Origin of the sequence: [Zimmermannella] faecalis ATCC 13722 (assembly GCF_000381765.1) — a bacterium.
Lineage (GTDB): Bacteria > Actinomycetota > Actinomycetes > Actinomycetales > Microbacteriaceae > Gulosibacter > Gulosibacter faecalis.
Genome location: NZ_KB907080.1, coordinates 102782 through 126242, shown reverse-complemented (window position 1 = coordinate 126242; position 23461 = coordinate 102782). Strand labels below are relative to the sequence as shown.

The 23461-nt window shown below is 69.6% G+C and carries 23 protein-coding genes; 12 read left to right on the top strand and 11 right to left on the bottom strand.

Annotated features, from left to right (window positions below):
- Positions 1–27 precede the first annotated feature (27 nt).
- Entirely contained in the window at positions 28–963 is a 936-nt protein-coding gene (locus tag G328_RS0109720; protein ID WP_019619161.1) for a mechanosensitive ion channel family protein, read from the bottom strand.
- 149 nt (positions 964–1112) lie between these two features.
- Here G328_RS0109720 and G328_RS15035 point away from each other — a divergent pair, with 149 nt between their 5' ends.
- Complete coding sequence (locus tag G328_RS15035; protein WP_019619160.1) at positions 1113–1295, top strand: hypothetical protein; 183 nt, start codon at positions 1113–1115, stop codon at positions 1293–1295.
- A complete protein-coding gene (locus G328_RS0109710; protein ID WP_019619159.1) occupies positions 1292–2458 on the top strand; it encodes a YeiH family protein in 1167 nt (388 codons plus the stop codon). The genes G328_RS15035 and G328_RS0109710 overlap by 4 nt, the downstream gene beginning before the upstream one ends.
- A gap of 154 nt (positions 2459–2612) precedes the next feature.
- On the opposite strand, the gene G328_RS0109705 is transcribed toward G328_RS0109710, so the two are convergent.
- Entirely contained in the window at positions 2613–2987 is a 375-nt protein-coding gene (locus G328_RS0109705) for a VOC family protein (protein WP_019619158.1), read from the bottom strand.
- A gap of 67 nt (positions 2988–3054) precedes the next feature.
- Complete coding sequence (locus tag G328_RS0109700; RefSeq protein ID WP_019619157.1) at positions 3055–3681, bottom strand: LysE family translocator; 627 nt, start codon at positions 3679–3681, stop codon at positions 3055–3057.
- A gap of 131 nt (positions 3682–3812) precedes the next feature.
- Between G328_RS0109700 and G328_RS0109695 the strand changes: the two genes are divergently transcribed.
- Entirely contained in the window at positions 3813–4298 is a 486-nt protein-coding gene (locus G328_RS0109695) for an Lrp/AsnC family transcriptional regulator (protein ID WP_019619156.1), read from the top strand.
- Here the strand turns inward: G328_RS0109695 and G328_RS0109690 are convergent.
- Positions 4295–5209: a LysR family transcriptional regulator gene (locus G328_RS0109690; RefSeq protein ID WP_019619155.1), complete on the bottom strand. Its 915-nt coding sequence runs from the start codon at positions 5207–5209 to the stop codon at positions 4295–4297. The genes G328_RS0109695 and G328_RS0109690 overlap by 4 nt on opposite strands.
- A 68-nt stretch (positions 5210–5277) precedes the next feature.
- On the opposite strand from G328_RS0109690, the gene G328_RS16195 reads away from it, so the two are divergent.
- Positions 5278–6264 carry an EamA family transporter gene (locus G328_RS16195; RefSeq protein WP_083919611.1) on the top strand — a complete coding sequence of 329 codons (987 nt, stop codon included), beginning with the start codon at positions 5278–5280 and terminating at the stop codon, positions 6262–6264.
- On the opposite strand, the gene G328_RS0109670 is transcribed toward G328_RS16195, so the two are convergent.
- The 3 genes from G328_RS0109670 to G328_RS0109660 are packed head-to-tail and all read right to left on the bottom strand — an operon-like array spanning position 6158 to position 9116.
- On the bottom strand, positions 6158–6970 hold the full coding sequence (locus G328_RS0109670) for an ABC transporter ATP-binding protein (protein WP_019619151.1): 813 nt from the start codon (positions 6968–6970) through the stop codon (positions 6158–6160). The genes G328_RS16195 and G328_RS0109670 overlap by 107 nt on opposite strands.
- Entirely contained in the window at positions 6967–8058 is a 1092-nt protein-coding gene (locus G328_RS0109665) for a FecCD family ABC transporter permease (protein ID WP_019619150.1), read from the bottom strand. The genes G328_RS0109670 and G328_RS0109665 overlap by 4 nt, the downstream gene beginning before the upstream one ends.
- Entirely contained in the window at positions 8055–9116 is a 1062-nt protein-coding gene (locus tag G328_RS0109660) for an iron chelate uptake ABC transporter family permease subunit (protein WP_019619149.1), read from the bottom strand. Before G328_RS0109660 ends, G328_RS0109665 begins: the two co-directional genes overlap by 4 nt.
- Before the next feature lie 119 nt (positions 9117–9235).
- Here G328_RS0109660 and G328_RS0109655 point away from each other — a divergent pair, with 119 nt between their 5' ends.
- The 4 genes from G328_RS0109655 to G328_RS0109640 all read left to right on the top strand — a co-directional run bounded on the left by G328_RS0109655 (position 9236) and on the right by G328_RS0109640 (position 14087).
- On the top strand, positions 9236–10240 hold the full coding sequence (locus G328_RS0109655; RefSeq protein ID WP_019619148.1) for an iron-siderophore ABC transporter substrate-binding protein: 1005 nt from the start codon (positions 9236–9238) through the stop codon (positions 10238–10240).
- Between the two features lie 140 nt (positions 10241–10380).
- Positions 10381–11943, top strand: a complete 1563-nt coding sequence (locus tag G328_RS0109650) for an ABC transporter transmembrane domain-containing protein (protein ID WP_019619147.1) — start codon at positions 10381–10383, stop codon at positions 11941–11943.
- Positions 11940–13709, top strand: coding sequence for an ABC transporter ATP-binding protein (locus G328_RS0109645; RefSeq protein WP_019619146.1), 1770 nt, complete (start codon positions 11940–11942; stop codon positions 13707–13709). Before G328_RS0109650 ends, G328_RS0109645 begins: the two co-directional genes overlap by 4 nt.
- 27 nt (positions 13710–13736) lie before the next feature.
- Complete coding sequence (locus G328_RS0109640) at positions 13737–14087, top strand: cupin domain-containing protein (protein ID WP_019619145.1); 351 nt, start codon at positions 13737–13739, stop codon at positions 14085–14087.
- On the opposite strand, the gene G328_RS0109635 is transcribed toward G328_RS0109640, so the two are convergent.
- The 3 genes from G328_RS0109635 to betT all read right to left on the bottom strand — a co-directional run bounded on the left by G328_RS0109635 (position 14065) and on the right by betT (position 18644).
- Positions 14065–15300 carry an acyl-CoA dehydrogenase family protein gene (locus tag G328_RS0109635; protein WP_019619144.1) on the bottom strand — a complete coding sequence of 412 codons (1236 nt, stop codon included), beginning with the start codon at positions 15298–15300 and terminating at the stop codon, positions 14065–14067. The genes G328_RS0109640 and G328_RS0109635 overlap by 23 nt on opposite strands.
- Positions 15301–15496: 196 nt before the next feature.
- Positions 15497–16417, bottom strand: a complete 921-nt coding sequence (locus G328_RS0109630; RefSeq protein ID WP_019619143.1) for an EamA family transporter — start codon at positions 16415–16417, stop codon at positions 15497–15499.
- Positions 16418–16469: 52 nt separating this feature from the next.
- Complete coding sequence (gene betT, locus G328_RS0109625) at positions 16470–18644, bottom strand: choline BCCT transporter BetT (RefSeq protein WP_019619142.1); 2175 nt, start codon at positions 18642–18644, stop codon at positions 16470–16472.
- 305 nt (positions 18645–18949) lie between these two features.
- On the opposite strand from betT, the gene G328_RS0109620 reads away from it, so the two are divergent.
- A complete protein-coding gene (locus G328_RS0109620; RefSeq protein WP_019619141.1) occupies positions 18950–20314 on the top strand; it encodes an NAD-dependent succinate-semialdehyde dehydrogenase in 1365 nt (454 codons plus the stop codon).
- A gap of 96 nt (positions 20315–20410) precedes the next feature.
- Here G328_RS0109620 and G328_RS0109615 read toward each other — a convergent pair whose 3' ends face one another.
- Complete coding sequence (locus G328_RS0109615) at positions 20411–21262, bottom strand: HpcH/HpaI aldolase/citrate lyase family protein (protein WP_019619140.1); 852 nt, start codon at positions 21260–21262, stop codon at positions 20411–20413.
- A 217-nt stretch (positions 21263–21479) separates the two neighbouring features.
- On the opposite strand from G328_RS0109615, the gene G328_RS0109610 reads away from it, so the two are divergent.
- Genes G328_RS0109610 through G328_RS15950 form a run of 3 tightly spaced genes read left to right on the top strand, consistent with a single transcriptional unit; the run spans position 21480 to position 23452 of the window.
- Positions 21480–21839 carry a GntR family transcriptional regulator gene (locus tag G328_RS0109610; protein ID WP_019619139.1) on the top strand — a complete coding sequence of 120 codons (360 nt, stop codon included), beginning with the start codon at positions 21480–21482 and terminating at the stop codon, positions 21837–21839.
- Positions 21836–22723 carry an ATP-binding cassette domain-containing protein gene (locus G328_RS0109605; protein WP_019619138.1) on the top strand — a complete coding sequence of 296 codons (888 nt, stop codon included), beginning with the start codon at positions 21836–21838 and terminating at the stop codon, positions 22721–22723. Before G328_RS0109610 ends, G328_RS0109605 begins: the two co-directional genes overlap by 4 nt.
- 9 nt (positions 22724–22732) lie before the next feature.
- Positions 22733–23452 (top strand): hypothetical protein, encoded by a 720-nt coding sequence (locus G328_RS15950; RefSeq protein WP_019619137.1) that lies wholly within the window; start codon positions 22733–22735, stop codon positions 23450–23452.
- Positions 23453–23461 lie beyond the last annotated feature (9 nt).

The following is a 23461-nucleotide window of genomic DNA, read 5'->3' as shown; positions in this document are numbered from 1 at the left end:
CCAGCGGTCTGGCCAGCCGTCGCTCGGCTACTCGTCGGTCGCCGAATTCTTCCGCGGCTCGATGCCGTTCGGGCCGTCGAACGCGATGAGGTTGAGCGGCGGCAGCGAGACATCCTCGGCCTTCAGTGCATCCTGCAGGCGGGCGCGCAGCTCGCGCTCGACACCCCACCGCTCGCCGGGGGAGGTCTTCACCGTGATGCGCATGATGACCGCCTCGGCCGAGAGCGACTGCAGGCCCCAGATGGTGGGCTCCTCGAGAAGTTTCATCATCCAGTCGACGTCTTCGTACATGCCCTTGCCGACGCCCTCGACGATGCGCTGCACCTTCGCGCGGTCTTCGGAGTACGGCACGGGGAGGTCGATGATCGCGCGGTTCCAGCCCTGCGAGTTGTTGCCGACCCGCTGAATCTCGCCGTTGCGCACGTACCAGAGCTGCCCGTAGACGTCGCGCACCTGCGTGACCCGCACGCCGACCGCCTCGACGGTGCCCGACGCGTACTCCATGTCGACCTCGTCGCCAACGCCGATCTGGTCTTCGATCACCATGAAGATGCCGTTGAGCACGTCGCCAACGATCTTCTGCGCGCCGAAACCGAGGCCGGCACCGATCGCGGCCGAGAGCACGGTGAGGGACTGCAGGAAGCTCGGGCTGATGACGCCGATGCACCAGAGCACGGCCACCACGACCACGACGACCGTGACGATATTGCCGAGCACCTGGCCGATCGTGCGGGTGCGCTGCACCGTGCGAACCGACTCGAGCGGGGAACGAATCGCGAGCATCTGCGTGTCGTCGACGCCGCGCTTGCGCTTCACACCGGCGACGATCTGCCCCACGAACCGCTTGATGATCTGCTGGAGCGCCCAGTGCACGACAAAGGCGCCCAGGATGATGAGGAGCACCTGGGCGAGGGGCCAGAACGGGCCCAGGAACTCGATGACGGAATCGAAGAACTGTTGCATATCGACTCCGAGAGTAGGTGCCGAATCGTCGGGAATCCTGCACCGAACATATGCGTCACCGATGTCGCGCCGTAACCTCGCGGCAACCCGCCGTGGCTACAATGCTGTGTTGTTAGGTCACTGGAATTGCTTGTAGCTCAGGAGGAGCGATGTCTCAGCCACACGATCGCGGCGATTACGTCGATATCCCGCCCACCGACGTGCAGGCCCCCGACACCCACGGCAAGTTCTCGCTCAACGAGGACTGGGCCGCGACCGTCATCGGGCTCGTGATTCTTGGGCTCTGCCTGCTTCAGGTGATTCCCGACATCAAGGGGATCTTCCTCTCATGACCGCCACGAACGCCGACCACGCATCCGTCGTGCACGAGGATGCGCAGCCCGAGCCGAAGGGGTCGGGCGCCTGGACGCTCGCGGGCCTCGTCATCGTCGTCGCCCTCGCCTGGGTCGTGCAGGTGCTCACGAGTAACCTGCCTGACTGGACCGCCGGCACCTGGTTTGGGCAGGTCGCAAAGTCGATCGAGTTCCCCGTCTACGCGATCATTCTCGGCTTCGCGTTCAACGGCATCCTCTCGCTGCTCGGGGTGCGCGATCGGCTCTCGGGCGGATTCCGCACCGAGTTCTTCATCAAGATCGGCCTCGTGCTGCTCGGCGCCGGCGTGAACATCACCGTGATCCTCGACATGGGGCTGCCCGCGGTCGTGCAGGCGCTCCTGCTCATCAGCGTCGTGTTCTTCTTCACCTGGTGGTTCGCCGGCATCATTGGCCTCGAGCCGCACCTGCGCGCATTGCTCGCGTCGGCGCTGTCGATCTGTGGCGTCTCGGCCGCGGTCGCCGCGGCCGGCGCCGTGCACGCGAAGAAGGAGCAGCTCGCGTACGTCGCCGGCCTCGTGATCGTCTTCGCGCTCCCTGCGATCTTCCTGTTGCCGTGGCTTGCCGAGCTGTTCGGCCTCTCACCGCTCGTGACGGGCGCCTGGATCGGCGGCAACATCGACACGACCGCCGCCGTCACCGCGGCCGGCGCCGTCGCGGGCGACGAGGTGCTGCAGTATGCGTCGATCGTGAAGATGATTCAGAACGCGCTCATCGGCTTCGTCGCGGTGGCGCTGTCGGTCTACTTCACCCTCAAGGTTGACCGGCAGGCCGGTGTCGACGCGATGTCGGTTACCCGCTCGGGCTGGGGCGAGGTGTGGAAGCGCTTCCCGAAGTTCGTGCTCGGCTTCATCGTGGCTTCGGTGCTCGTGTCGGTGCTCGCCGCGTCGTTCCCCGCCGCGCTCGAGGATGGTGCGTGGCTCGACAACGGCATGAATGCCGCGAAGACGCTCCAGACGGCGTTCTTCACGCTCGCGTTCGTGTCGATCGGTCTCGAGTTCCGGTTCGGTGCGCTGCGCGAGGCGGGCTGGAAGCCGATTCTCGTGTTCTTCGTCGGCACGGTGGTGAACCTCGTCGCGGGCCTCGCGATTTCATCGCTGCTGTTCGGCGTGCTGTTCCCGTAGCGACGGGGCGGGCGCACCCAACTGATCCTCCCTCCCCGGGGTTCCGGGCCCGCAGACCGCCCGGCGCGCGCGATTGCCGCGCGGCGCCGGGCGGTGCCAGGTGCGGGATGCGTCGGTCGCTCCTGGCCAGTCCGTGTTGGTCAGTCGGCGTTCGTCAGGCGCTCGCCGACGTCTTGAGAATGCAGAACTCGTTGCCCTCAGGGTCGGCCATGACCGCCCAGCTCAGGTCGTCGCGGTGGTCGGCAACGATCGTCGCGCCGAGCGAAACGGCGCGATCGATCTCGTCGTCACGGGTGGACCCCGCGGCGGGGCGAAGATCCATGTGCGCGCGGTTCTTCACCCGTTTCGCGTCGGGAACCTCGAGAAAGAGGATCGTGTGCCCGTCGGGGCTCGCGAGGTAGCACTCGTCGGAGCCGGGGTGGTAACAGTCGGGTTCGGCGATCTCCCACCCGAGTAGCTCGCGCCAAAACTCCGCGATGGTGTGTGGGTCGTGGGCATCCCACGTGGTGTGTGACAGCACGAGTGGCATCCGGGCACTTCCTTGGGCTCGTGGGCGGTACCCGTCGTCAGGTCGGGCCCAGCGTACGCCGCCGCGTTTAGCGCAGGTGCTCGACGACCTGTTCGCCGATGACGAGCGCGCCGATGAGGATCATGATGCCGCCCGACACGAGCCGCACGATGCGTGCGGTACCCGGGCGCCGCTCGAGCACGATGCCGGCGCCGAAGCCGAGGAGCAGGTAGACCACGGTGCAGGTGACGAGGTGCACGCCGCCGAGCGCCAGCAGCTGCAGGCTGAGCGGCACGCTGCCGTTCGGGGTCGTGAACTGGGGGAGCAGGGCGAGCAGCAGCAGGAACACCTTGGGGTTGAGGAGGCTGACGCCGACGCCGCGCGCATACAGGCCGCCGGGGTTCACCGAGACGTCCTTCACGTCGGGGTTCGTGTCGGCGCCGGAGCGCAGCGATGAGACGCCGAGGTAGACGAGGTAGCCGCCGCCGGCGACCGACAGTGCGGTCAAGGCAAGGGGGAACGCGGCGACGACTGCGGCGATGCCCGCCGCGACGCCGACGATCACGACGAGGTGGCCGGTCATCATGCCGCCGATTGCCGGGGTCGCGCCGCCGCGTCGGGAGCCCGACGCGAGGATGTACGCCCAATCGGCGCCCGGAAGCAGGATAAACATCGCGGAAACACCCCAGAATGCGATCACGAGCGAACCGTCCACGGCTCGGGCCCCTTCCTCCGTCGTCGGGCGCGCCCGCCGCGCCCCGTCACGCCTGAAGATTATTGAGAAGCACGCGAAATGTGCTTCGATTCTCATCACGTTGGTCGTGCCTCCATGCAAGAATTTCTCGCATGGACGCGATTGACGCGAAGATTCTTTCGCTGCTGCAAGATGACGGCCGCGCGAGCATGACCGAGCTCGCCGCGAAGGTCGGGCTGAGCCTGTCGGCCTGCCACCGACGATTCCGGGAGCTCGAGGCAAGCGGGGTGATTCGGGGCTTCGGCGTCGAGATCGATCTCGAGCGGCTCGGGCTGCCCTTCGAGGCGGTGGTGTTCGTCACGATCGACACGGTCGACGGCACCTCGATTGCGACGTTCGAGTCGGCCGTGGCCGCCCTGCCGAACGTCATGCAGGCGCACCGGCTCTTCGGCGAGCCCGACTACCAGCTCTACGTCGCGACCGAATCGAAGGCACAGTTTCAGCAGCTCTACGACGAGCAGCTCTCGCAGCTGCCCGGTGTGCGTCGACTCAACTCCACCCTCGTGATGAAGACGGTCGTGCCGCCGCGCGCCCCGATCGACTCGCTACCCGCGCGGCGCCGCACGCGCCACGGCTAGCTCGAGCGGTCGGCGCCGTAGTAGAGGTCGATCGCGAGGGCGACGACGGCCGGGGTGAGCGGATGCGCGTCGTCGGCCCTCCAGACGAGGTGCACGGGAATCGGCGGCGCGTCGCGAATCGTTCGGTACACGATGCCGTCGCGGCGGTACTGCGCCGCGGTCGCCTCGGCGCTCACCCCAATGCCCTCGCCGGCGGCGATGAGCGCGAGCCAGTCGTCGATGCCGCCCGAGGGGGCGACCTCGGGCTTCGGCTCGCCCTCCCAGAGCCCCGCGTGGGTCGTGCCCGCGACGCGGTCGACGAGCAGTCGTCGCGTGCGCAGCTCATCCCACCGAATCACTCGGCGCCGGGCCCACGGGTCGTCAGTCGACATGACGGCCGCGCGCTGTTCGTGGCCGACGAGGGCGTGCGGCCAGGCCCTCAGGTCGGTATCACCGCGCACGATCGAGATGTCGCACAGGCCCTCGGCGAGCCCGCCCGAGGGCACGTGATGGTGCACGAAGCGCAGCGCCGTGTCGGGATGCTCCGCGCGCCAGCGGCGCTGGAAGACCGGCGTGCGCGCTCCGAACGACGCCCAGGCGTGCCCGAGCAGGATCGTGCTCTCTCCCGCGGCGGCCTCGTGCACGAGTTCGTCGACGGCCGCGAGCGTGGTGCGGGCGCGCATGAGCACGCGCACACCCGCCGCAGTCGGGCGCACCGTGCGGCTCGTGCGCGCGAGGAGCCGCACCCCGATCGCCTCCTCAAGCGCGCGGACGTTGCGTGAAACGGCGGCCTGCGACACGAAGAGCCGCTCGGCCGCTGCGGTGAAACCGCCGGCGTCGACGACGGTGACGAAGTGGCGTAGGTGGCGCAGCTCGACGCGCTCGGCCCTTGACTCGCGGCTGCGCGGCGCATCCGACTCACGACTTGTCATACGCTCAGCGTATCAATGGGGCGAAATATTCATTTTGCGTAACGATCGAGTCGGCCTAGCGTGGCGATATGGCACGGAACCTCGGCGCACACCACCTCCCGACCGCACCGGTCGCGCAGGTCGGCGAGCCCCGGCAGCGAGACCGGCTGACGGGTGTCGCGCTCATGCTGCTCGGCGGCACATCGTCGCAGTTCGGGGCGTCGTTCGGGGCGATGATCTTCCCCGTGATCGGCCCGGTCGGGGTCGTCGCGGTGCGGCAGTGGGTCGCCGCGCTCGTGCTCGGCTGCATCGCGAGGCCGCGGTTCTGGCGGTTCACGAAGGCGCAGTGGCGGCCCGTCGTCGCGCTCGCCGTCACGTTCGCGACGATGAACCTCTGCGTCTACCTCGCAATCGACCGCATCGGGCTCGGGCTCACGATCACGCTCGAGTTCCTCGGGCCCCTCGCGATCGCGGTGTTCGGGGCGAAGCGCCTCGTCAACGTGCTCTGCGCCATCGCCGCGGGCATTGCCGTCGTCGTGCTCACGCGACCCGGCGCATCCACCGACTATGTCGGCGTGGGCCTCGCCTGCCTGGCGGCGGTGTGCTGGGCGCTCTACATTTTCGCGAATCGAGCCGTCGGGCAGCGGTTACCGGGCGTGCAGGGCTCCGCGACCGCCGCGATGATCTCGGCGCTCGCGTACCTGCCGATCGGGGTGTGGATTCTTGCGAACGCCGAGCTCACGGGGCAGGTTATCGCGTACGCGCTGCTCGCCGGGCTGCTGTCGTCGGGCGTGCCCTACTTCGTTGATGTGCTCGCGTTGCGACGCGTGCCAACCCACATGTTCGGCGTGTTCATGAGCGTGCACCCGATTATTGCGGCGATCGTTGGCTGGCTCATGCTCGGCGAGCGCCTCGACCTCGCCTCGTGGCTCGCGATCGTCGTCATCGTCGCGGCGAATGCGACGGTGCTTATGACGCAGTCCGCGCGCGGGGTACGACGAGCGGTGTCCCCGTCTCTGGATCGTCGGTCACGAGCGCGTCGACGCCGAACACCCGCCGAACGTTCTGCTCGGTAACGACCTCGCTCGGCGCGCCGGTTGCGAGCACCTCACCCTCGCGCATCGCGATCATGTGTGTCGCGTAGCGAGCGGCCTGGTTGAGGTCGTGCAGCACCGCAACGAGCGTGCTGCCCGCGCGGTTGAGGTCTTCGAAGAGGTTGAGCAGGTCGTACTGGTGGGCAATGTCGAGGTAGGTCGTTGGCTCGTCGAGCAGCAGAATCGGTGCCTGCTGCGCGAGCGCCATGGCGACCCACACGCGTTGACGTTGGCCGCCCGAGAGCTCGTCAACTTGCCGACGCCGCAGCTCGGCGGTGCTCGTCACCTCGAGCGCGTGCTCGACGGCCGCGTCGTCGTCGGCGCTCCACTGCCGAATGAGGCCCTGGTGGGGGAACCGGCCGCGGGCGACGAGGTCGGCAACCGTGATGCCGTCGGGCGCGATCGAGGTCTGGGGGAGCAGACCGACGATGCGCGCGACCTCCTTCGCGCCGTAGCTCGAGATCGCCTTGCCGTCGAGCACGACGCTGCCGGCGCTCGGCTTGAGCAGGCGCGAGAGCGAGCGCAGCAGCGTCGACTTGCCGCAGGCGTTCGGGCCGACGATGACGGTAAACGAACCGTCGGGAATCTCAATCGAGAGCTGTTCGGAGATCACGCGGCCGTCGTAGGCAAGCGTGACGTCGTCGGCGCGCAGGCGGGCCGAACCCTTCACGGTGATCGGAGTACTCATAGCTGTTTCCGTGCCTCCTGAATGAGCAGCGCGACGAGGTAGGCGCCGCCGATGACGACCGTCACGACGCCGACGGGAACCGAGCCGCCCAGGACGTGCTGGGCGATGAAGTCGGCCGCGAGTAGCAGCAGCGCACCGACCGCGGCCGAGGTGCCGAGGGGGATGCCCGGGGTCGCGGTGAGCCGCCGCGCGATCTGTGGCGCGGCGAGGGCGATGAACGCGATTGGGCCCGTGATGGCGGTGACGACGGCGACGAGCGCGACGCCCACGGCAAGCACCGTGAGGCGCATCGGCTCGAGCCGTACGCCGTGCGCCAGCGCGGCATCGTCGCCGAGCTCGAGCTGGCGCAGTGACGGCAGGGTGAACGCCGTCGCCGCCCCGAGGAGCGCGAGCAAGATACTCGACACCCCGAGCTCGTCCCAGCCGACGAGCGAGATCGACCCCGCGCCCCAGATGGATGCGGCCATCGCCACCTCGGTCTGGGCGAGGAGCAGCAGGTAGGTGTTCACCGCCTGGAGTACGGCGGTCACTGCAATGCCGACGATGATGAGGCGGAAGCCCTGCACGCCTCCGCGCCACGCGAGCAGGTAGACGACAACGGCCGTGCCGAGTCCGCCGACCAGTGCGCCCGCGGTCGACGAGAACGTGTTCGTGCCGATGAGGGTGATGGCCACGATCGCGCCGGTGTACGAGCCCGAGGCGAAGCCGATGATGTCGGGGGAGCCGAGCGGGTTACGGGTGAGGGTCTGGAACAGCGCACCGGATGCGGCGAGGGCCGCGCCGAAGACGATCGCGGCAATGACGCGCGGCAAACGCCACTCGCGCACGAGCGTTGTGGTGAACCCCTCGTCGCCGAACATCGCCGTGACCACCTCGGGCACCGAGAGCGCATAGTCCCCGAGGCAAAGTGACCAGACGGCGAGCGCGAGCGTCGCGAGCACGACGAGGAGGCAGACGAACACAGCCCGGCGATGAACGCGGAGCATGCCGCCCGGAACCCACAGGCGCAGGTGACCGTCGCGCTCGTGATACTTGCGCGCATCCCGCTTCGGGCGGCGGGCAACGTCGTGGGGCGAAACGTAGCTCACAGGGCGCTCGCTCTCTGTCGGCGCACGAGCGCGATGAGCACGGGGGCGCCGACGATCGCGGTGACGATGCCGACCTGCAGCTCGCCGTTCGGGAGCGCGACGCGGCCGATGACATCGGCCGTGAGCGCGAGAATCGGCGCGAGGAGTGCGGAGTAGGCGATGATCCAGCGCTGATCGGGGCCGACAATCCAGCGGGCGATGTGCGGAATCATGAGGCCGATGAACGCGATGGGGCCGGCCATGGCCGTCGCCGAGCCGGCGAGCAGGGTGATCGCGACGACGGCGAGGATGCGGGTGCGCACGATGTTCGCGCCGAGTGCCTGCGCGAGGTCGTCGCCGAGCGCGATCGTATTGAGCGATGGGCTGAGCGCGAGTGCGAGCACGACCCCGATGCCGACGGACCACGCGGTCGCTGACACCGGCTCCCAGCCGCGATCCATGAACGACCCTGCCTCCCACGCCCGCATCGCGTTGAATCCGCGCGGATTCGTGAGCACGAGACCGGTCGTGATGCCCGCGAGCACGGCGCCGATTGCGACGCCCGCGAGCGTGATGCGGGCGGGGCTCACCGGCCCCCGGCCGACCGCGCCGATGAAGTAGACGAACACGGTGGTAACCAGCGCGCCGAAGAACGCGAACCAGACGTACCCGAGCGGCGCCGTGACGCCGAGCACGCCGACGCCGATCGCCACCGCGAACGCCGCGCCCGAGTTCACCCCGAGGATGCCCGGGTCGGCGAGCGGGTTGCGAGTGACCGACTGAATGAGGGCGCCGGCGACGCCAAGCGCCATGCCGACGAGCAGGCCGAGCACGGTGCGGGGCAGCCGCAGGTTGCGCACCGCGTCGGCGTCGGAGCCGGTTGCCCCGCCCACGAGGGCGTCAACGACGACGTCGGAGGACACGGTGCGTGAGCCGACGAGAAAGCTCGCCATGATCGCAACCGCGAGGCACGCGAAAATGATGAGCAGGCCGAGGAGCCGTCGCGACAGCCCCGCGGGCCGGGTTGCGGCGCGGGCCTCGGCCGCGCTCGCGGGCGGCGTCTCGTGGGCACGGATCACGAGTCGATCTTAGGATAGCCTTACCGGTATCGACGCATCCGTCGGCGGATTTCTGCCCGCGGCGCGAAGAATCTGTTTGCGCGCGCCTCCCCAAGCGCGATATCGAAAGGCGTCTCATCATGCGAATTTCTCGACGGCTCCTGGCGACCGCCGCGGCGGCCGCGCTGCTGCTCACCGGCTGCGCCACCGGCGGTGACGCTGGCTCGACCACCGACACCGACGGCGAGTCCGCCGCGGGCGAGGGCACGTTCCCCCAGACCGTCACGACCGCGTTCGGTGACGTGACGATCGACGAGGCCCCCGAGCGCGTCGTCGCCCTCGGCTGGTCGGACGCCGAGACGGCGCTCGCGCTCGGCGTGCAGCCCGTCGGTGCCTCCGACTGGCTCGGCTTCGGCGGCGAGGGCGTCGGCCCGTGGGCCGAAGGCATGTACGACGAGGCCCCCGAGATCATCGAGACCCTCGAGCCCTCGTACGAGGCGATCGCCGCGCTCGAGCCCGACCTCATCCTCGACGTGCGCTCGAGCGGCGACCCCGACCGCTACGAACGGCTCTCCGAGATCGCCCCGACCGTCGGCGTGCCCGAAGGTGGCGAGAGCTACCTCACGAGCCTCGACCAGCAGGTCACGATGATCGCGACCGCGCTCGGCGTGCCCGAGAAGGGCGAGGAGCTCCTCGCGCAGGTCGAGGAGAGCAACGCCGCGATCGCCGAGGCGCACCCCGAGTGGGCCGACAAGACCGTGACGGTGGGCACGAAGACCTCCGAGGGGTGGGGCGCCTACCTCGCCGGCGACGGCCGACTCGAGCAGCTCGAGGCCTACGGCTTCACGCAGAACCCGTCGGTCGCCGCGCTCGAGGCCGATGCCTCCGGCTTCGCCGCGTCGGTCTCGAGCGAGGAGCTCGACGTGTTCGAGGCCGACCTCATCGTGGCCTTCCCGATCTTCATCGACACCACCGAGATCACCGACGACGCCCAGTGGCAGGCGCTGCAGGCCGTGCAGGACGGCCACGCGATCGTGATCGACGGCGACCTCTCGCAGGCGTTCTCGGCGAACTCGCCGCTGTCGGTGCAGTACACCGCCGACGAGCTCCCGACGCTCATTGAAGAGGCGCTCGGCACCGAATAGCCGCCGTCGCGCCAACGCCCGGCCGCGCATCCCGCGCGGCCGGGCGTTCGCGTCTTCGCCGCAGCCGTCATCTGCCGCCGCCGTCATCCGCCGCAACGGCCGCTTGCCGCGCCTCGCGGCCGGGTTCAGGATTGAGAACAATGCCAGATTCATCACCGCGGCCTGGCCGCCTGCGTTCGCAGCTCCTTCGTCGCCAGCGGCCGCGCGTCGTGTCGGCCGCCCTGTGCCTCATGGGGCACCAGAGTTGCGAGGCGCTCGTGCCGGTCGCGATCGGCATCTCGATCGACACGGCCGTTGCGGGCCGCTCGCTGCCGTACCTGCTCGCCTGCCTCGCGGGGCTGACCGCGCTGTTCACGGCGCTCACGCTTTGCTACCGCTGGTTCGCGCGGTTCGGGCAGGGTGCCGTCATCGACGAGAGCCATCACTTGCGCCGTGAGCTCGCGGCGAGCGCGCTGCGGCCGGGCGGGGCGCGGCGGGCGCACGGCGAACTGCTCACGATCGCGTCGTCCGACGCCGACCAGGCGTCGCGGAGCATCGTCTGGCTCGCGGGGATGTTCGGCGCCGGCGCCGCCCTCGCCGTGAGCTGCGGCGTGCTGCTCACGATCGATCTGCGCCTCGGCGCCGTGCTCATCGGCACGGCCGTGCTCGTCACGCTCGCGCTCGGTGCGCTCTCGCCGCGAATCTCACGCCGGGTCGAGGTGCAGCAGCGCACGCTCGCTGCGGCCTCGGCGCTCGCGACCGATCTCGTGACGGGCCTGCGCGTCGTGCACGGGCTCGGCGCGCAGCGCACCGCGACCGGCCGGTACCGCGAGGTGAGCCGCGCGGCCGCGATGGCGGGCATCCGCGCCGGTGACGCGAACGCACTGCACCTCGGCGCGAGCGTGCTCGCCTCGACCGTCGTGCTCGCCGTGTCGGTCGCGTTCGCGGGACTGCTCGCCCTCGACGGCTCGATCACGGTTGGCTCGTTCATTGCCGCCGTCGGCGCGGCGCAGTTCATCGCCGAACCGCTCGCGGCGATCGGCGAGTACCTGAAGATCGGCGCGGCGGCGAAGGCGTCGGCGGGCCGGGTCGCCGGCGTGCTCGACGACGCGGTCGCCGAGGATGTGTGGCCCGGCACCAGCCGCGACATCGCGGTGGTGCCGGGGGAGTTGCTCGGCATCGTCGCCGAGCCGGCCGCGCAGGCCGAGGTGGTCGCGAGCCTGCGGCTGCCCGACGGGGGCTGGCACGTCGAGCCGCATCGCCCGAACCTCTTCGCCGGTTCGATCGCGCAGAACCTCGCCCTCGGTGGCGCGTCGGGCGACCCGACGGCCGCGATCGATGCGGCGGGCGCCCGCGAGTTTGTCGAGGCGCAGCCCACGGGCATGGACGCGCTCATCCACGACCGCGGCCTCAGCCTCTCGGGTGGGCAGCGCCAGCGGCTCGCCCTCGCGCGGGCGCTCCACACCGACCCGGCCGCCCTCGTGCTGCTCGAGCCGACGAGCGCGGTCGACGCGATGACCGAGCAGGTGATTGCTGCGGGCATTCGCCGACTGCGCCACGACCGCGACGACGCGACGCGCACGACGGTCGTCGTGACCTCGAGCCCGGCGCTGCTCGCGCAAACCGATCGCGTCGTGTTCGTCGGCGCCGACGGGCCCGTGAGCGCGACCCACACCGCGCTGCTCGACGGCAACGCCGACTACCGCGGGCGGGTGCTCGCATGAGCGCCGCGCTGCGCCTGCCGCTCGCGAACGGGCGGGGGATTCGGCGCGCGCTCGGCCGGAGCGTTCGTCGGCAACGCGCGCTCACGGTCGCGACGGTCGTGCTCGCGGGGCTCGCCGCACTCGCCGGCGTGGTCGCGCCGTGGGTGGTCGGGCTCATCGTCGACGCCGTGCAGCGCGGGGGAGACGCTCATGAAATCGTCATCCTCGCGATCTGGGTCGCGGGCGCCGGCGGGCTCAGCGCCGTGCTCAGCGCCGCGAGCGGCGCGCTCGTCGCGCGAATCGGCCAGCGCGTGCTCGCACGGATGCGCGAGGACGTCGTCGGTGCAGCCCTGCGCCTCCCGCCCCGGCGGCTCGAAGAGACGGGGCGGGGCGACCTCCTCGCGCGGGTCGGCGACGACGTCGCCGTCGTGAGCCAGGTCGTCGTCGCCCTGCTCGCACCGTGGGTCGGGGCACTCCTCACGGTGCTGCTTACCATCGCCGGCCTGTTCGCGCTCAACCCGTGGCTCGCAGTGGCGGGGCTCGCGTCGGTGCCCGTCTACGTGCTCTCGCTGCGCTGGTATCTTCCGCGCGCGGCCCCGCGCTATAACGCTGAGCGTGCCGCGTTCGGCGACCGCGCCGAATCGCTCATCGCGTCGCTCGAGGGGTTGCCGACGGTGCACGCGTACGGGGCCGAGGCGGCGCACCTCGACGGCATCGTCGCGGCCTCTGACCGGGCCCGCGGCATCTCGCGCGCCGTGCTGTGGTTCTCGAGCGCCTGGGGCAAATGGATGAACTTCGCCGAGCTCGTCGGCCTCGGCACGATCATTGCGGTCGGGTTCGCCCTCGTGTCGTTCGACGCCGCGACCGTCGGCGCCGTCACCGCCGCAGCCCTCTACTTCCACCGCCTGTTCAATCCGATCGGCATCATCGTCCACAGCTTCGACGAGATGCAGTCGGCCGCCGCGAGCCTCGCGCGCATGGTCGGCGTCATCGAGGCGGGGGAGCGCGAGCGCGTGCTCGCCCCCATCGAGGAGCGGCCGCGCGGCGACGTCCGCGCCGACGGGCTAACGCACCGCTACGGCGACGTGCCCGTCGTGCACGACGTCTCGCTCGAGGTCGCGCACGGCGAGCAGGTCGCCGTTGTCGGCGCGAGCGGCGCGGGAAAGTCGACACTCGCGGTCGTGCTCGCCGGGCTCGTCGAGCCCGCGGAGGGCGCCGTGACGGTGCACGACCGGCCCGTCGAGGAGTTCGCAGGCACGCATCCGCGCCCCGTCGTACTCGTCTCGCAGGAGGCTCACGTGTTCGCGGGCCCGCTCGCGGCCGACCTCCGACTCGCGAAGCATGACGCGAGCGACGCCGAGGTGGCGCACGCGCTCGAGGTGGCCGGCGCATCCGACTGGGTTGCGGCTCTGCCACACGGCGCCGAAACCGTCGTCGGCGAGCTCGGCCACGCCCTCACCCCCGAGCAGGTCGCGCAGCTCGCCCTCGCCCGGGCGGTGCTCGCCGACCCGGCCGTGCTCATTCTCGACGAGGCGACGGCCGAGTCGGGCAGCCGCGGTGCCGCGCGGCTCGAGCGGGCTGCGGCGGCGGCGCTCGAGGGCCGCACGGGCATCGTCGTCGCCCACCGGCTGCAGCAGGCGCAGGTGGCCGACCGCATTCTCGTGATGGCCGAGGGGCGGGTCATCGAACAGGGCACGCACGTCGAGCTCCTCGAGGTCGGCGGTGCCTACGCCGAACTGTGGCGGGCCTATTCGACAGGCGGAGAGACGCGGGGGAGACTGGAGTGACCCACTCGTCGACGAGGGAGGCACCCGATGCGTGAGACCGAACGAGCCGAGGCCTGGAGCCTGCCCGTGCTCGCCGACGACCTGCTCGAGAAGGCACGCGCGAGCCGCGCGCAGCGGGCGGCCGCGACCGTCTTCGGCGATCACGACTCGATTCTGCGGCAGACGGCGATCGCGATTCTCGCCGGTTCGGGACTCGCCGAGCACGACAGCCCGCCCGAGGCCACCCTGCAGGTGCTTGCCGGGCGAGTTCGGCTGCACAGCGCCGAGCACGAGTGGGCGCTCGCGGCGGGCGATCTCATTGCGATTCCGCCGGAGCGCCACTCGGTCGACGCGCTCGACGACGCGGTGCTGCTGCTTACGGTGCGGCGGGCGTCGTAGCCGCGACCGTGCCGATCGTCCACTGATACCCGGGCTCGGTGCCGTTCACCTCGAAGTCGCCGACGGTGCGTGCCTTGTAGAGCCACGGGTTGTGGGATGCGACGGTGCGGGCATTGCGCCAGTGCCGGTCGAGCGCGGCCGACGCGCGCACACCCGACGCCCCGAGCGAGTCGAAGAGCCGGGTCGCGGCCTCGGGCACGAGCCTCGAGAGCGTCACCTGCGCGCGGGCCGAATCGAGCTCCGACGCGACGACGGCGTCATGGGCGGCCTCGACCGCCGCGTCGCCGCCGAGCCCGCCGCGCACCGCATCGGCCGTCTCGTAGGCGGCCTGCACCGACTCCGCGACGCGCTGCACGATTGCGTCGCTCGCGTACGACGTCGCGCCGAGTTCGCCGACGGCCTGCAGAATCTGCGGGTCGTTGCGCACCCGGTCGGCGTTGCCGTGGCTGTAGGTGCGCTCGCGCGCCGCCACCGCGGTTGACGCGTCGCGCAGCACCGCCCGCGCGATACCCGCGTGGGTCGCGAGCAGCACGAGCTGGTAGAGCGCCGTCTGATACGGGAACCGATCGGCAAATGGCACGACGTCGGCGGCGTCGAGCGTCGCGCCATCGAACACGATCGTGCCGGTGCCGGTGAGCTGCTGGCCGAAGCCGTCCCAGTCGTCGCTGATCGTCACACCGCCTTGCGCGAGCGGCACAACCGCGATGTACTGCGTGCCGTCGGCGGCCTCGACCGTCGTGTCGGAGTAGTCGGCGTAGATCGAGCCGGTCGTGTAGAACTTCTCGCCCGTGACGCGCGCCTCGTCGCCGTTGACGTCGATCTTCGTGCCGAGCCGGCCGCGCTCGACCGTGCCGATCTCGCTCCAGGCGTTGCCGAGCACGGCGCCCGCCGCGATGCGGTCGAGCCAGCGCGCCCGGAACTCGCTGCGCCGCGAGAGCAGCACGTCTTCGACGAACGCGATGTGGCCGCGCCAGATCTGCGCGAGGTTTGAATCGGCTGCCGCGAGCTCGACGAGCAGCGCGGCGAGCTGCGGCACGGTCGCGCCGAACCCGCCCGCCGACTCGGGCAGGCGCACTCGGCCGAAGCCCGCCTCGGCGAGCGCCCGCACCTCTGCGACCGGCAGGGCGCGCTCGCGTTCGCGTTCGAGGGCACCGTCGGCGATCGCGGCAAACACGGGCGCGAATCGAGCGAGGAGTTCGGGTGTCGTGGGCATGGGCATCCTTCCGCTGAGTCACCGCAATGCGCACGGCGCGACGCGTGGCGGCCGCGACCGTTCGCCCGGTGGAATGGTCGCGAGCCAAGCTAGGGGGAGTGCCTGCCCCACGACACCCGGCACGTCACACCGGTTCACGTGCCGTCATCTGGCGCACGGTCGCGTCACACACGGTCACCCGTGTTGTCAGGTGGCCCTATTCGGGCGGCAGCGGATGCTCGCCGATCGGTGCCGGCTTCTTCGAGATCCAGACGATGAGTGCTCCGGCGACCGCGACGAGCCCGACGCCACACAGCGCCGTCACGGTCACCGCCTGCCCGAGCACGACGAAGCCAACGAGGCAGCCCATCGCCGGGTCGATCGCGAACAGCGTGCCGATAATGCGTGCCGACGTGATGCGCCCCGCGATCGTGTCGACCGAGAACGGCATCGCCACCCCGATGACCGCGACGAGCACGAGCACGCCCCAGTCAGTAGGCGTGACGCGCGGCACCTGCACGACGGCAAACGGCAGCGTCACGATCGCGGCGACGGTCACCGACAGGGCGACCCCGTCGAGGCCGCTGCTCGCCTTGCCGATGCGGTCGGCACCGATCGTGTAGAGCGCGAAAAAGAGCGCGGCGCCGAGCCCGAAGAGATATCCGGCGAGGTCGAAGTAGCCGGCGGGCCCGACCGAGATGAGTGCGACACCCGCGAGGGCGACGACCGCGCAAATGCCCTCGCGAATGCGACGCGAGCCGAGCAGCGCGACGGCGCAGGGGCCGAGGAATTCGAGCGTCACCGCGATGCCGAGCGGGATGCGATCGATCGCGTTGTACAGGCAGATGTTCATTGCCGCCATCGCGATGCCGTACACCGAGATGCCGAGCCACTGCGCGCGGCTGCGCCCGCGTATCCGCGGCCGTACGAGTACGAGCAGCACCGCGGCGCCCACGAGCATCCGCAACGCCGACGTGCCGTACGTGCCGTAGGCGTCGAAGAGCCCCGACGAGATCGCCGCCGAGGTCTGAATGCCGAGGGAACCGGCGAGTATCAGCAGCAGCGCCTGCAGCACCGAGCGGCGGCCGGGATGCGCGGGCGAGGCCGGGCGCGCATCCCGCGAGTTCGTGGTGGTCACCAGCTCACTCTAGGTCGCTGCGGGCGCGCTCGGGCGCACCGGTGAGGCTGCCCTAGTGGGCCGCCTCACCCGGCTCGGGGTCGGCCGGCGTGAGCAGCGAGGCCGCGTCGTGGTCGGTCGAGTACCGCAGGAAGCTGAGGTGCCCCTCGTACCGGTCGAGCACGTCGTCGATGATCTGCTGCTTCGTGAGCCCCATGAGGTCGTAGCCCTCGGAACCGGTCTGCGTGAACACCTCGAGGCGGAAGTACACGTCGACCTCGCGCGACATGCGGCCGCCGAAGGCCGGCACGGGCGCCTCGACGGCGGCGATGCGGTAGACGAACGCGCGGTACTCGTCCATGCTCACGGTGAGCGTGTGGCTGTCGACGCCCGTTTCGGCGTCGACCTCGCTCGTGAGGGCCGCGGCGTAGCCGAGCTTCTCGAACTCGCCTCGCACGTCGGCGAGTGCGGGGGCCGCGGTGCGCTCGATGTACTGCACGACCTGGCGCTTCGACGGATACGACCGGAGGTTTGCGAGGCGCTGGCGCCAGGTTTTCTCGGGCACGTTCCCGCCCGTCGCGGCGACCGAGCGGCGGCGCATCGCCGTGCCCTCGCGCTCGGCGCGCTCCATGCGCAGCACCTTCGAGAACGCGGCCATGACGAGGTAGGCGATGATCGTCACGGGCAGCGCGAAGATGAGGGTCGCGTACTCCATCGTCGTTACGCCGCCGGCGACGAGCATCGCGACGGTCAGCACGGCGGTGAGTAGCGCCCAGAAGATCCGCAGCCACTTCGGGCCGTCCTGGCCGGGGTCGCGAATCGTCGACGAGAAGTTCGACATGACCATGGCGCCGGAGTTCGCCGAGGTGAGGTAGAACAGCAGGCCCGACAGCGTCGCGAGGCCGATGAGGAACGCCGCGCCCGGGAACATCTCGAGCAGGGCGTACCACCCCTTCTCGGGGCTCTCGACCGCGAGGTTCGCAAAGTCGGTGTTGCCGCCGAGCACGACCGAGAGGGCCGAGTTGCCGAAGATTGAGACGATGAAGAAGTCGCAGAGCACGGGCGCCGTGATCGCGGCGATGACGAACTCCCGCAGCGTGCGGCCGCGCGAGATGCGGGCAAGGAAGAGGCCGACGAAGGGGCCCCAGGCGAGCCAGAACGCCCAGAAGAACAGCGTGGCGCCGCTCATCCACTCCGAGCCACCGTCTTGATACGCCATGGTCTCGAGCGTGCGGCCGGGCAGGGTGACGATGAACTGGCCGATGTTTTCGATGAGCGCGTTGAGCAGGAACGCCGTTTTGCCCGAGAAGAGGATGTAGAGCATCATCGCGGCAGCGCTCCAGAGGTTGAGCTCCGAGATGAGGCGTATGCCCTTGTCGACGCCCGAGGTGCACGCGGCGATGGTCATGATGACCGCGACCGCGACGAGCGCGATCTGCAGCGCGAGGCCCTCCTCGAGACCGAAGAGCCAGGCGAAGCCGATGTTGAGGAGCACGACGCCGATGCCCATCGAGGTCGCGACGCCCATGACGGTGCCGACGAGCGCGAAGATGTCGATCGTGTCGCCGATGCCGCCCTTGACGCGCTTGCCGAGCAGCGGGTAGATCGCGGCACGGATCGACAGCGGCATGCCCCAGCGGTACGCGAAGTAGCCCATCGCCATGCCGAGCAGGGAGTACATGGCCCAGCCGGCGATGCCGTAGTGGAACATCGTCCACACGACCGAGTTCTGCAGTGCAGCCGCACTCTCGGCCGTCGCGTCGGGCGGCGTCAGGTAGTGCTGAATTGGCCCCGTGACCGAGTAGAAGAGCATGTCGATGCCGACGCCGGCGGCGAAGAGCATCGAGACCCACGTGAAGAACTTGTATTGCGGGCGCGAATGGTCGGGCCCGAGCCGCACCGAGCCCTCCTTCGAGAAGGCGACCCAGAGCACGAAGCCGATGACGACCGTGACGGTGAGCACGTAGAACCAGCCGAGGTTCTCCGAGATCCAGCCGACGACCTGCTGCATCGTCGTCTGCGCCGCCGCCGGCGCGAAGATCGCCCAGAGCGAGAACGCGAGGATGATCAGGGCGGCGATGATGAACACACGCCAGTTCACGCGGGGTGCGGAGTCGGCCTCGGTCGTGAGCTCGATGCGGGCCCGCTCGAGCTCGCTGCTCGAAATCGGCGGGCGGCCCTCGTCGGTGCCACTGTTGTGGCGGCGTTCGGTTCCACCGAGTTCACTGCGTCCGGGCGCGCTCGTCATGCATCTCCTTTTGAATTGGGCAGGAAAACTTCGGCCGACGCCCGCGCCGTTGCGGCGGGCGGAGTTCCGTGCGTTCGCACCGGGTGCCGGGAAGTTCGGGGCACCGATCGAGTGGGAGGGTCGGAACTCGTGCGCAGAGAATCGCGCACGACCAACTTTTCAAGGGTAACACTCAGGTTTCGAGCCCGCCGATGGCCCGCGTCGGCGGCAGCGTCAGGCGGAAACGGAGCGCGTTCCCAGCCCGAATGTGCAATATTGAATGTCGTTCACCTGTTCAACGCCGAATGAGAGTTGGAGTTCCCCAAATGACCACGTTCGCAGTCATTAACCCCGCGACTGGCGAGACCGTCGCCGAGTATCCCGACGCGACCGCCGCCGACATCGAGCAGGCCCTCGCCTCGACCCAGAAGACCTACCAGGAGTGGTCGCGCAAGACCACGGTCGCCGAGCGCGCGAAGCTCGCGGTTCGCCTCGGCGAGCTGTTCGACGAGCGCAAGGACGAGCTCGGCGCAATCATCAACCGCGAGATGGGCAAGCCCCTCGACCAGTCGATCGGTGAGGCGGAGTTCTCGGGCGCCATCTCGAAGGCGTTCGGCGAGAACGCTGAAGAGTGGCTCGCCGACGAGGAGCTCAAGGTCGAAGACGGGCTGCGCTCGTTCTTCCGCTTCCAGGGCACCGGCGTGATCCTTGGCATCATGCCGTGGAACTACCCGTACTATCAGGTCGCTCGCTTCGCGGTGCCGAACCTCATCCTCGGCAACACGGTCGTGCTCAAGCACGCCGCGCAGTGCCCCGAGTCGGCGCTCGCGCTGCAGCAGCTGTTCCTCGACGCCGGCTTCCCCGAGGGCGCGTACGTGAACATCTTCGCGACGCACGACCAGATCTCCGACATCATCGCTGACGACCGCGTGCAGGGCGTCTCGCTCACGGGCTCGGAGCGCGCCGGCGCGATCGTCGCCGAGCAGGCGGGTAAGCACCTGAAGAAGTGCGTGCTCGAGCTCGGTGGCTCCGACGTGTTCGTCGTGCTCGAGGGCACGGGCAACATCGACCGCGCCGTGCGGCACGCCGTCGGCGGGCGCATGGAGAACACCGGTCAGGCCTGCAACGGCTCGAAGCGCATCGTGGTGCACGAGTCGGTCTTCGACGAGTTCGCCGAGAAGTTCAAGGCCGCGATCGCGGGCCAGTCGTACGAGAACGGCGACTTCGGCCCGCTCTCGTCGGCCGGCGCGACGTCGACGCTCACGAAGCAGGTGCAGGGCGCGATCGACCAGGGCGCCGAGGTGCTCGTGGGCGACAACGAGCCGAACGGGAACGTCTACACCCCGTCGGTCATCACGGGCGTGACGCCCGAGATGGACGTCTACAGCCAGGAGCTGTTCGGCCCCGTCGCGCAGCTGTACAAGTTCTCGACCGATGACGAGGCGATCACCCTCGCGAACTCGTCGCCCTACGGCCTCGGTTCGGCCGTGTTCTGCGACGACGAGGCGCACGCCGAGGAGGTCGGCAACCAGCTCGACGTCGGCATGGTCTTCATCAACGCGACCGGCCTCGAGGGTGCCGACGTGCCCTTCGGTGGCGTGAAGAAGTCGGGCTACGGTCGTGAGCTCGGCAAGGTCGGCATGCTCGAGTTCGCGAACAAGAAGCTCTTCCGCTTCGCCGCGAAGAAGTAGCGACCAAACCAATCGGCCCCGGGTGGGGTGGATGCGCGCATCCACCCCACCCGGGGCCGTGGTGGTTCCGCCGCTACCGCGCCGGCGTGGGGCTCGCTAGAACCGCACGGGCTCGATGCCGAAGGCGCGGGCGAGCGAGTCGATGCGCTCGGCGCGCTTGAGCCGGGGAAGGTCACTGCCGTCGCGCACGATGCGGCCGCGGGCGTTGAACTCCTCGATGAAGTCGCGCGCCCAGCCGACGTCGGCGGGCGGCGGGCTGAAGCACTCGTTGATGACCGGGAGCTGGTTGACGTCGAGGCAGAGCTTGCCGGTGAGGCCGAGGCTCACGGCGGTCTCCGACTGCTCGCGAATGATCGGGTGGCTCTTACTCACGGTCGGGCCGTCGATCGGGCCAGTGAGGCCGGCGATGGCGCTCGCCGTCGTGAGGCGTGAGCGCGGATACGACATGGCGAGGTCGGTCGCCTCGGTGCCGGTGTCGCGGCGGTAGTCGCCCGAGCCGAACGCGAGGCGGAACACGCCCTTCGCCTTCGCGATGTCGACGGCCGACTCGATGCCGAGGGCCGACTCGATGAGGGGGATGACGGGGGTCGACTCGCCGAGCCGCTCGAACGTCTCGGTGACCTCGTCGGCGTACTCGACCTTCGCGAGCATGACGCCCTGCAGGCCGTCGACCCCGGCGAGGGCCTCGACGTCGGCCTTCCAGAAGTCCGTGCTGCGCGGGTTGATGCGCACCCAGGCCTTGCCGCCCTGCGCGAACCAGGTCAGCACGTCGTCGCGCGCCTCGTCCTTGTAGTTCGTGTCGACGCCGTCTTCGCAGTCGAGAATGACCTGGTCGGTTCGGGATGCGCGGGCCGCGTCGAACTTGTTCGTCGCCCGGGCCGAGAGCAGTAGCCACGATCGCGAGATCTCCGGAGGGACTTCGAGCTTCTGCTTTGGCGATTCCGACATGCATTCCCTTTCGTAGAAACGACCCAACGAGCAAGCCTAGTCCGGTCGGAGCCGCGAGCACGTGCGGTGCGCCACAGCGTTGTGGGCGGGGAATCGACCGGTGTGCACAAGTCAGCGGCGATGACGGGGTTGACGGGGCTTAGGTTCTCTGGTTAGTTAGTTGAGTAATGAACCAGTGCGCCGGACAGCCGGCGCCGCGCATTCCCCAGGAGGCGGCGTGATCGACGACTCGAAGCCACTGTTCATCGCGGTGGCCGAACAGCTCGAGAACGGCATTCTCGACGGCACCTACGCCGAGGGCGAGGCCGTGCCCTCGACGAATGAGCTCGCCGCGTTCCTCCGCATCAATCCCGCGACCGCGGGCAAAGGCCTCAACCGGCTCGTCGACGCCGGCATTCTCACGAAGCGCCGGGGGATCGGCATGTTCGTCACTCCGGGCGCGCTCGACGTGCTCCGTCGACGTCGTCGCGACGCCTTCCGCGTGCACTACATCGAACCGCTGTTGCGCGAAGCCGCCCAGCTCGAAATCCACCCCGACGAACTCGCCCGCATGATTACCGAGGAGTCCACATCGTGACCGCTATCGAAACCCAAAACGTAACCAAGCGGTACCGCGACGTCACCGCGATCGACGACGTCACCATCTCGCTCGAGGCCGACCGCATCTACGGCCTGCTCGGCCGCAACGGCGCCGGCAAGACCACGCTGATGAAGCTCCTCACGGGGCAGCAGTTCGCAAGCTCGGGCACGCTGCGCGTGTTCGGTGAGAACCCGGTTGAGAACGCCGGCGTGCTCAGCCGTACCGCCTTCATCCAGGAGAGTCAGAAGTACCCCGACACCTACCGGCCCCGCGATCTCTTCACGATCGCCGCGGGGCTCTACCCGAACTGGTCGAGCGACCTCGCCGACGACCTCATCGACGCGTTCCAGCTCCCGCTCACGCGGAACATCCCGAAGCTCTCGCGCGGCCAGCTGTCTGCCGTCGGCATCATCGTCGGGCTGGCGTCGCGCGCCCCGCTCACGATCTTCGACGAGCCCTACCTCGGCCTCGATGCCGTCGCGCGGCGCCTCTTCTTCGATCGCCTACTCGCCGACTATTCCGAGCATCCGCGCACCGTGCTGCTCTCGACCCACCACATCGACGAGGTCGCCAACCTGCTCGAGCACGTCGTACTGCTCGACCGCGGGCGCGTGCTCGCCGATGCGCCGGTCGAAGACCTGCAGGACGCCGCGGTCGAGGTCTCCGGGCGGGCCGCCGACGTGCGCGCGTTCGCCGCCGACCGGGAAACCCTGAGCCTGAAGTCCATCGGCTCGCTCGCCACCGCGGCGGTGCTCGGTGACCGCGACGAGAATCGCGCGGCGGCGCGCGCCGCGGGGCTCGACGTCACCCCAATCTCGCTGCAGGACTACGTCGTGCACCTCACCACCCGTGAACCCGCGGCCACCGCCGCCGAGCGCTAAGGAGCCCTCATGCGTACCCGCAGCGTCGTGCAACTGCACACGGCAAACAAACTTCAGATCATCGGCTGGCCGCTCATCACGATGTGCATGGCGCTCGTCATCGTCATCGCCATCGGCTACGCCGTCAACCAGGTCGACGGCGGCAACGGGGTTCCCGGTATGGAGGAGGGGATGCGCTTCAACGGCGCGATCTTCACCGTGCTCGGGCCCGTCGTCGGCCTCGGCTTCATCTCCATGGGGCAGTACTTTCCGCTCTCGCTCGGGCTCGGTCTCACCCGCCGCGAGTACCTCGCCGGCACGAGCCTCGTCTTCGTCGGCTACGCCGTCGCGTTTACCGCGCTCGTGGTCGTCGGCCGCGCGCTCGAGCTGGCGACCGACGGCTATGGGCTGCGGGTGCGGTTCTTCGACGTCGTCTACGTCGGTACGGGCCCGCTGTGGCAAACGGCAATTCAAGCGGCGCTCATCGCCCTCGCCGTGATGTTTGTGGGCGCCGCCTTCGTCGCCGCGCACAGCAACTGGCAGCAGAAGTTCGTCTGGAGCTTCGTGATCGCGGCCGCAGCCATCGTCGCTGCGCTCGCGATCGCGGCGATCGTCTCGCCGACATTCGCCGGCTGGCTCGATGGGCTGTTCGGCCTCGCCTGGTGGCAGTACATGGCGATGCTCGCCGTGATTGCCGCGTTCGGCGCGGCCATCTGGGCGGTGCTCGTGCGCCGCACGCAGGTGCGCTAGCGGCGGGTA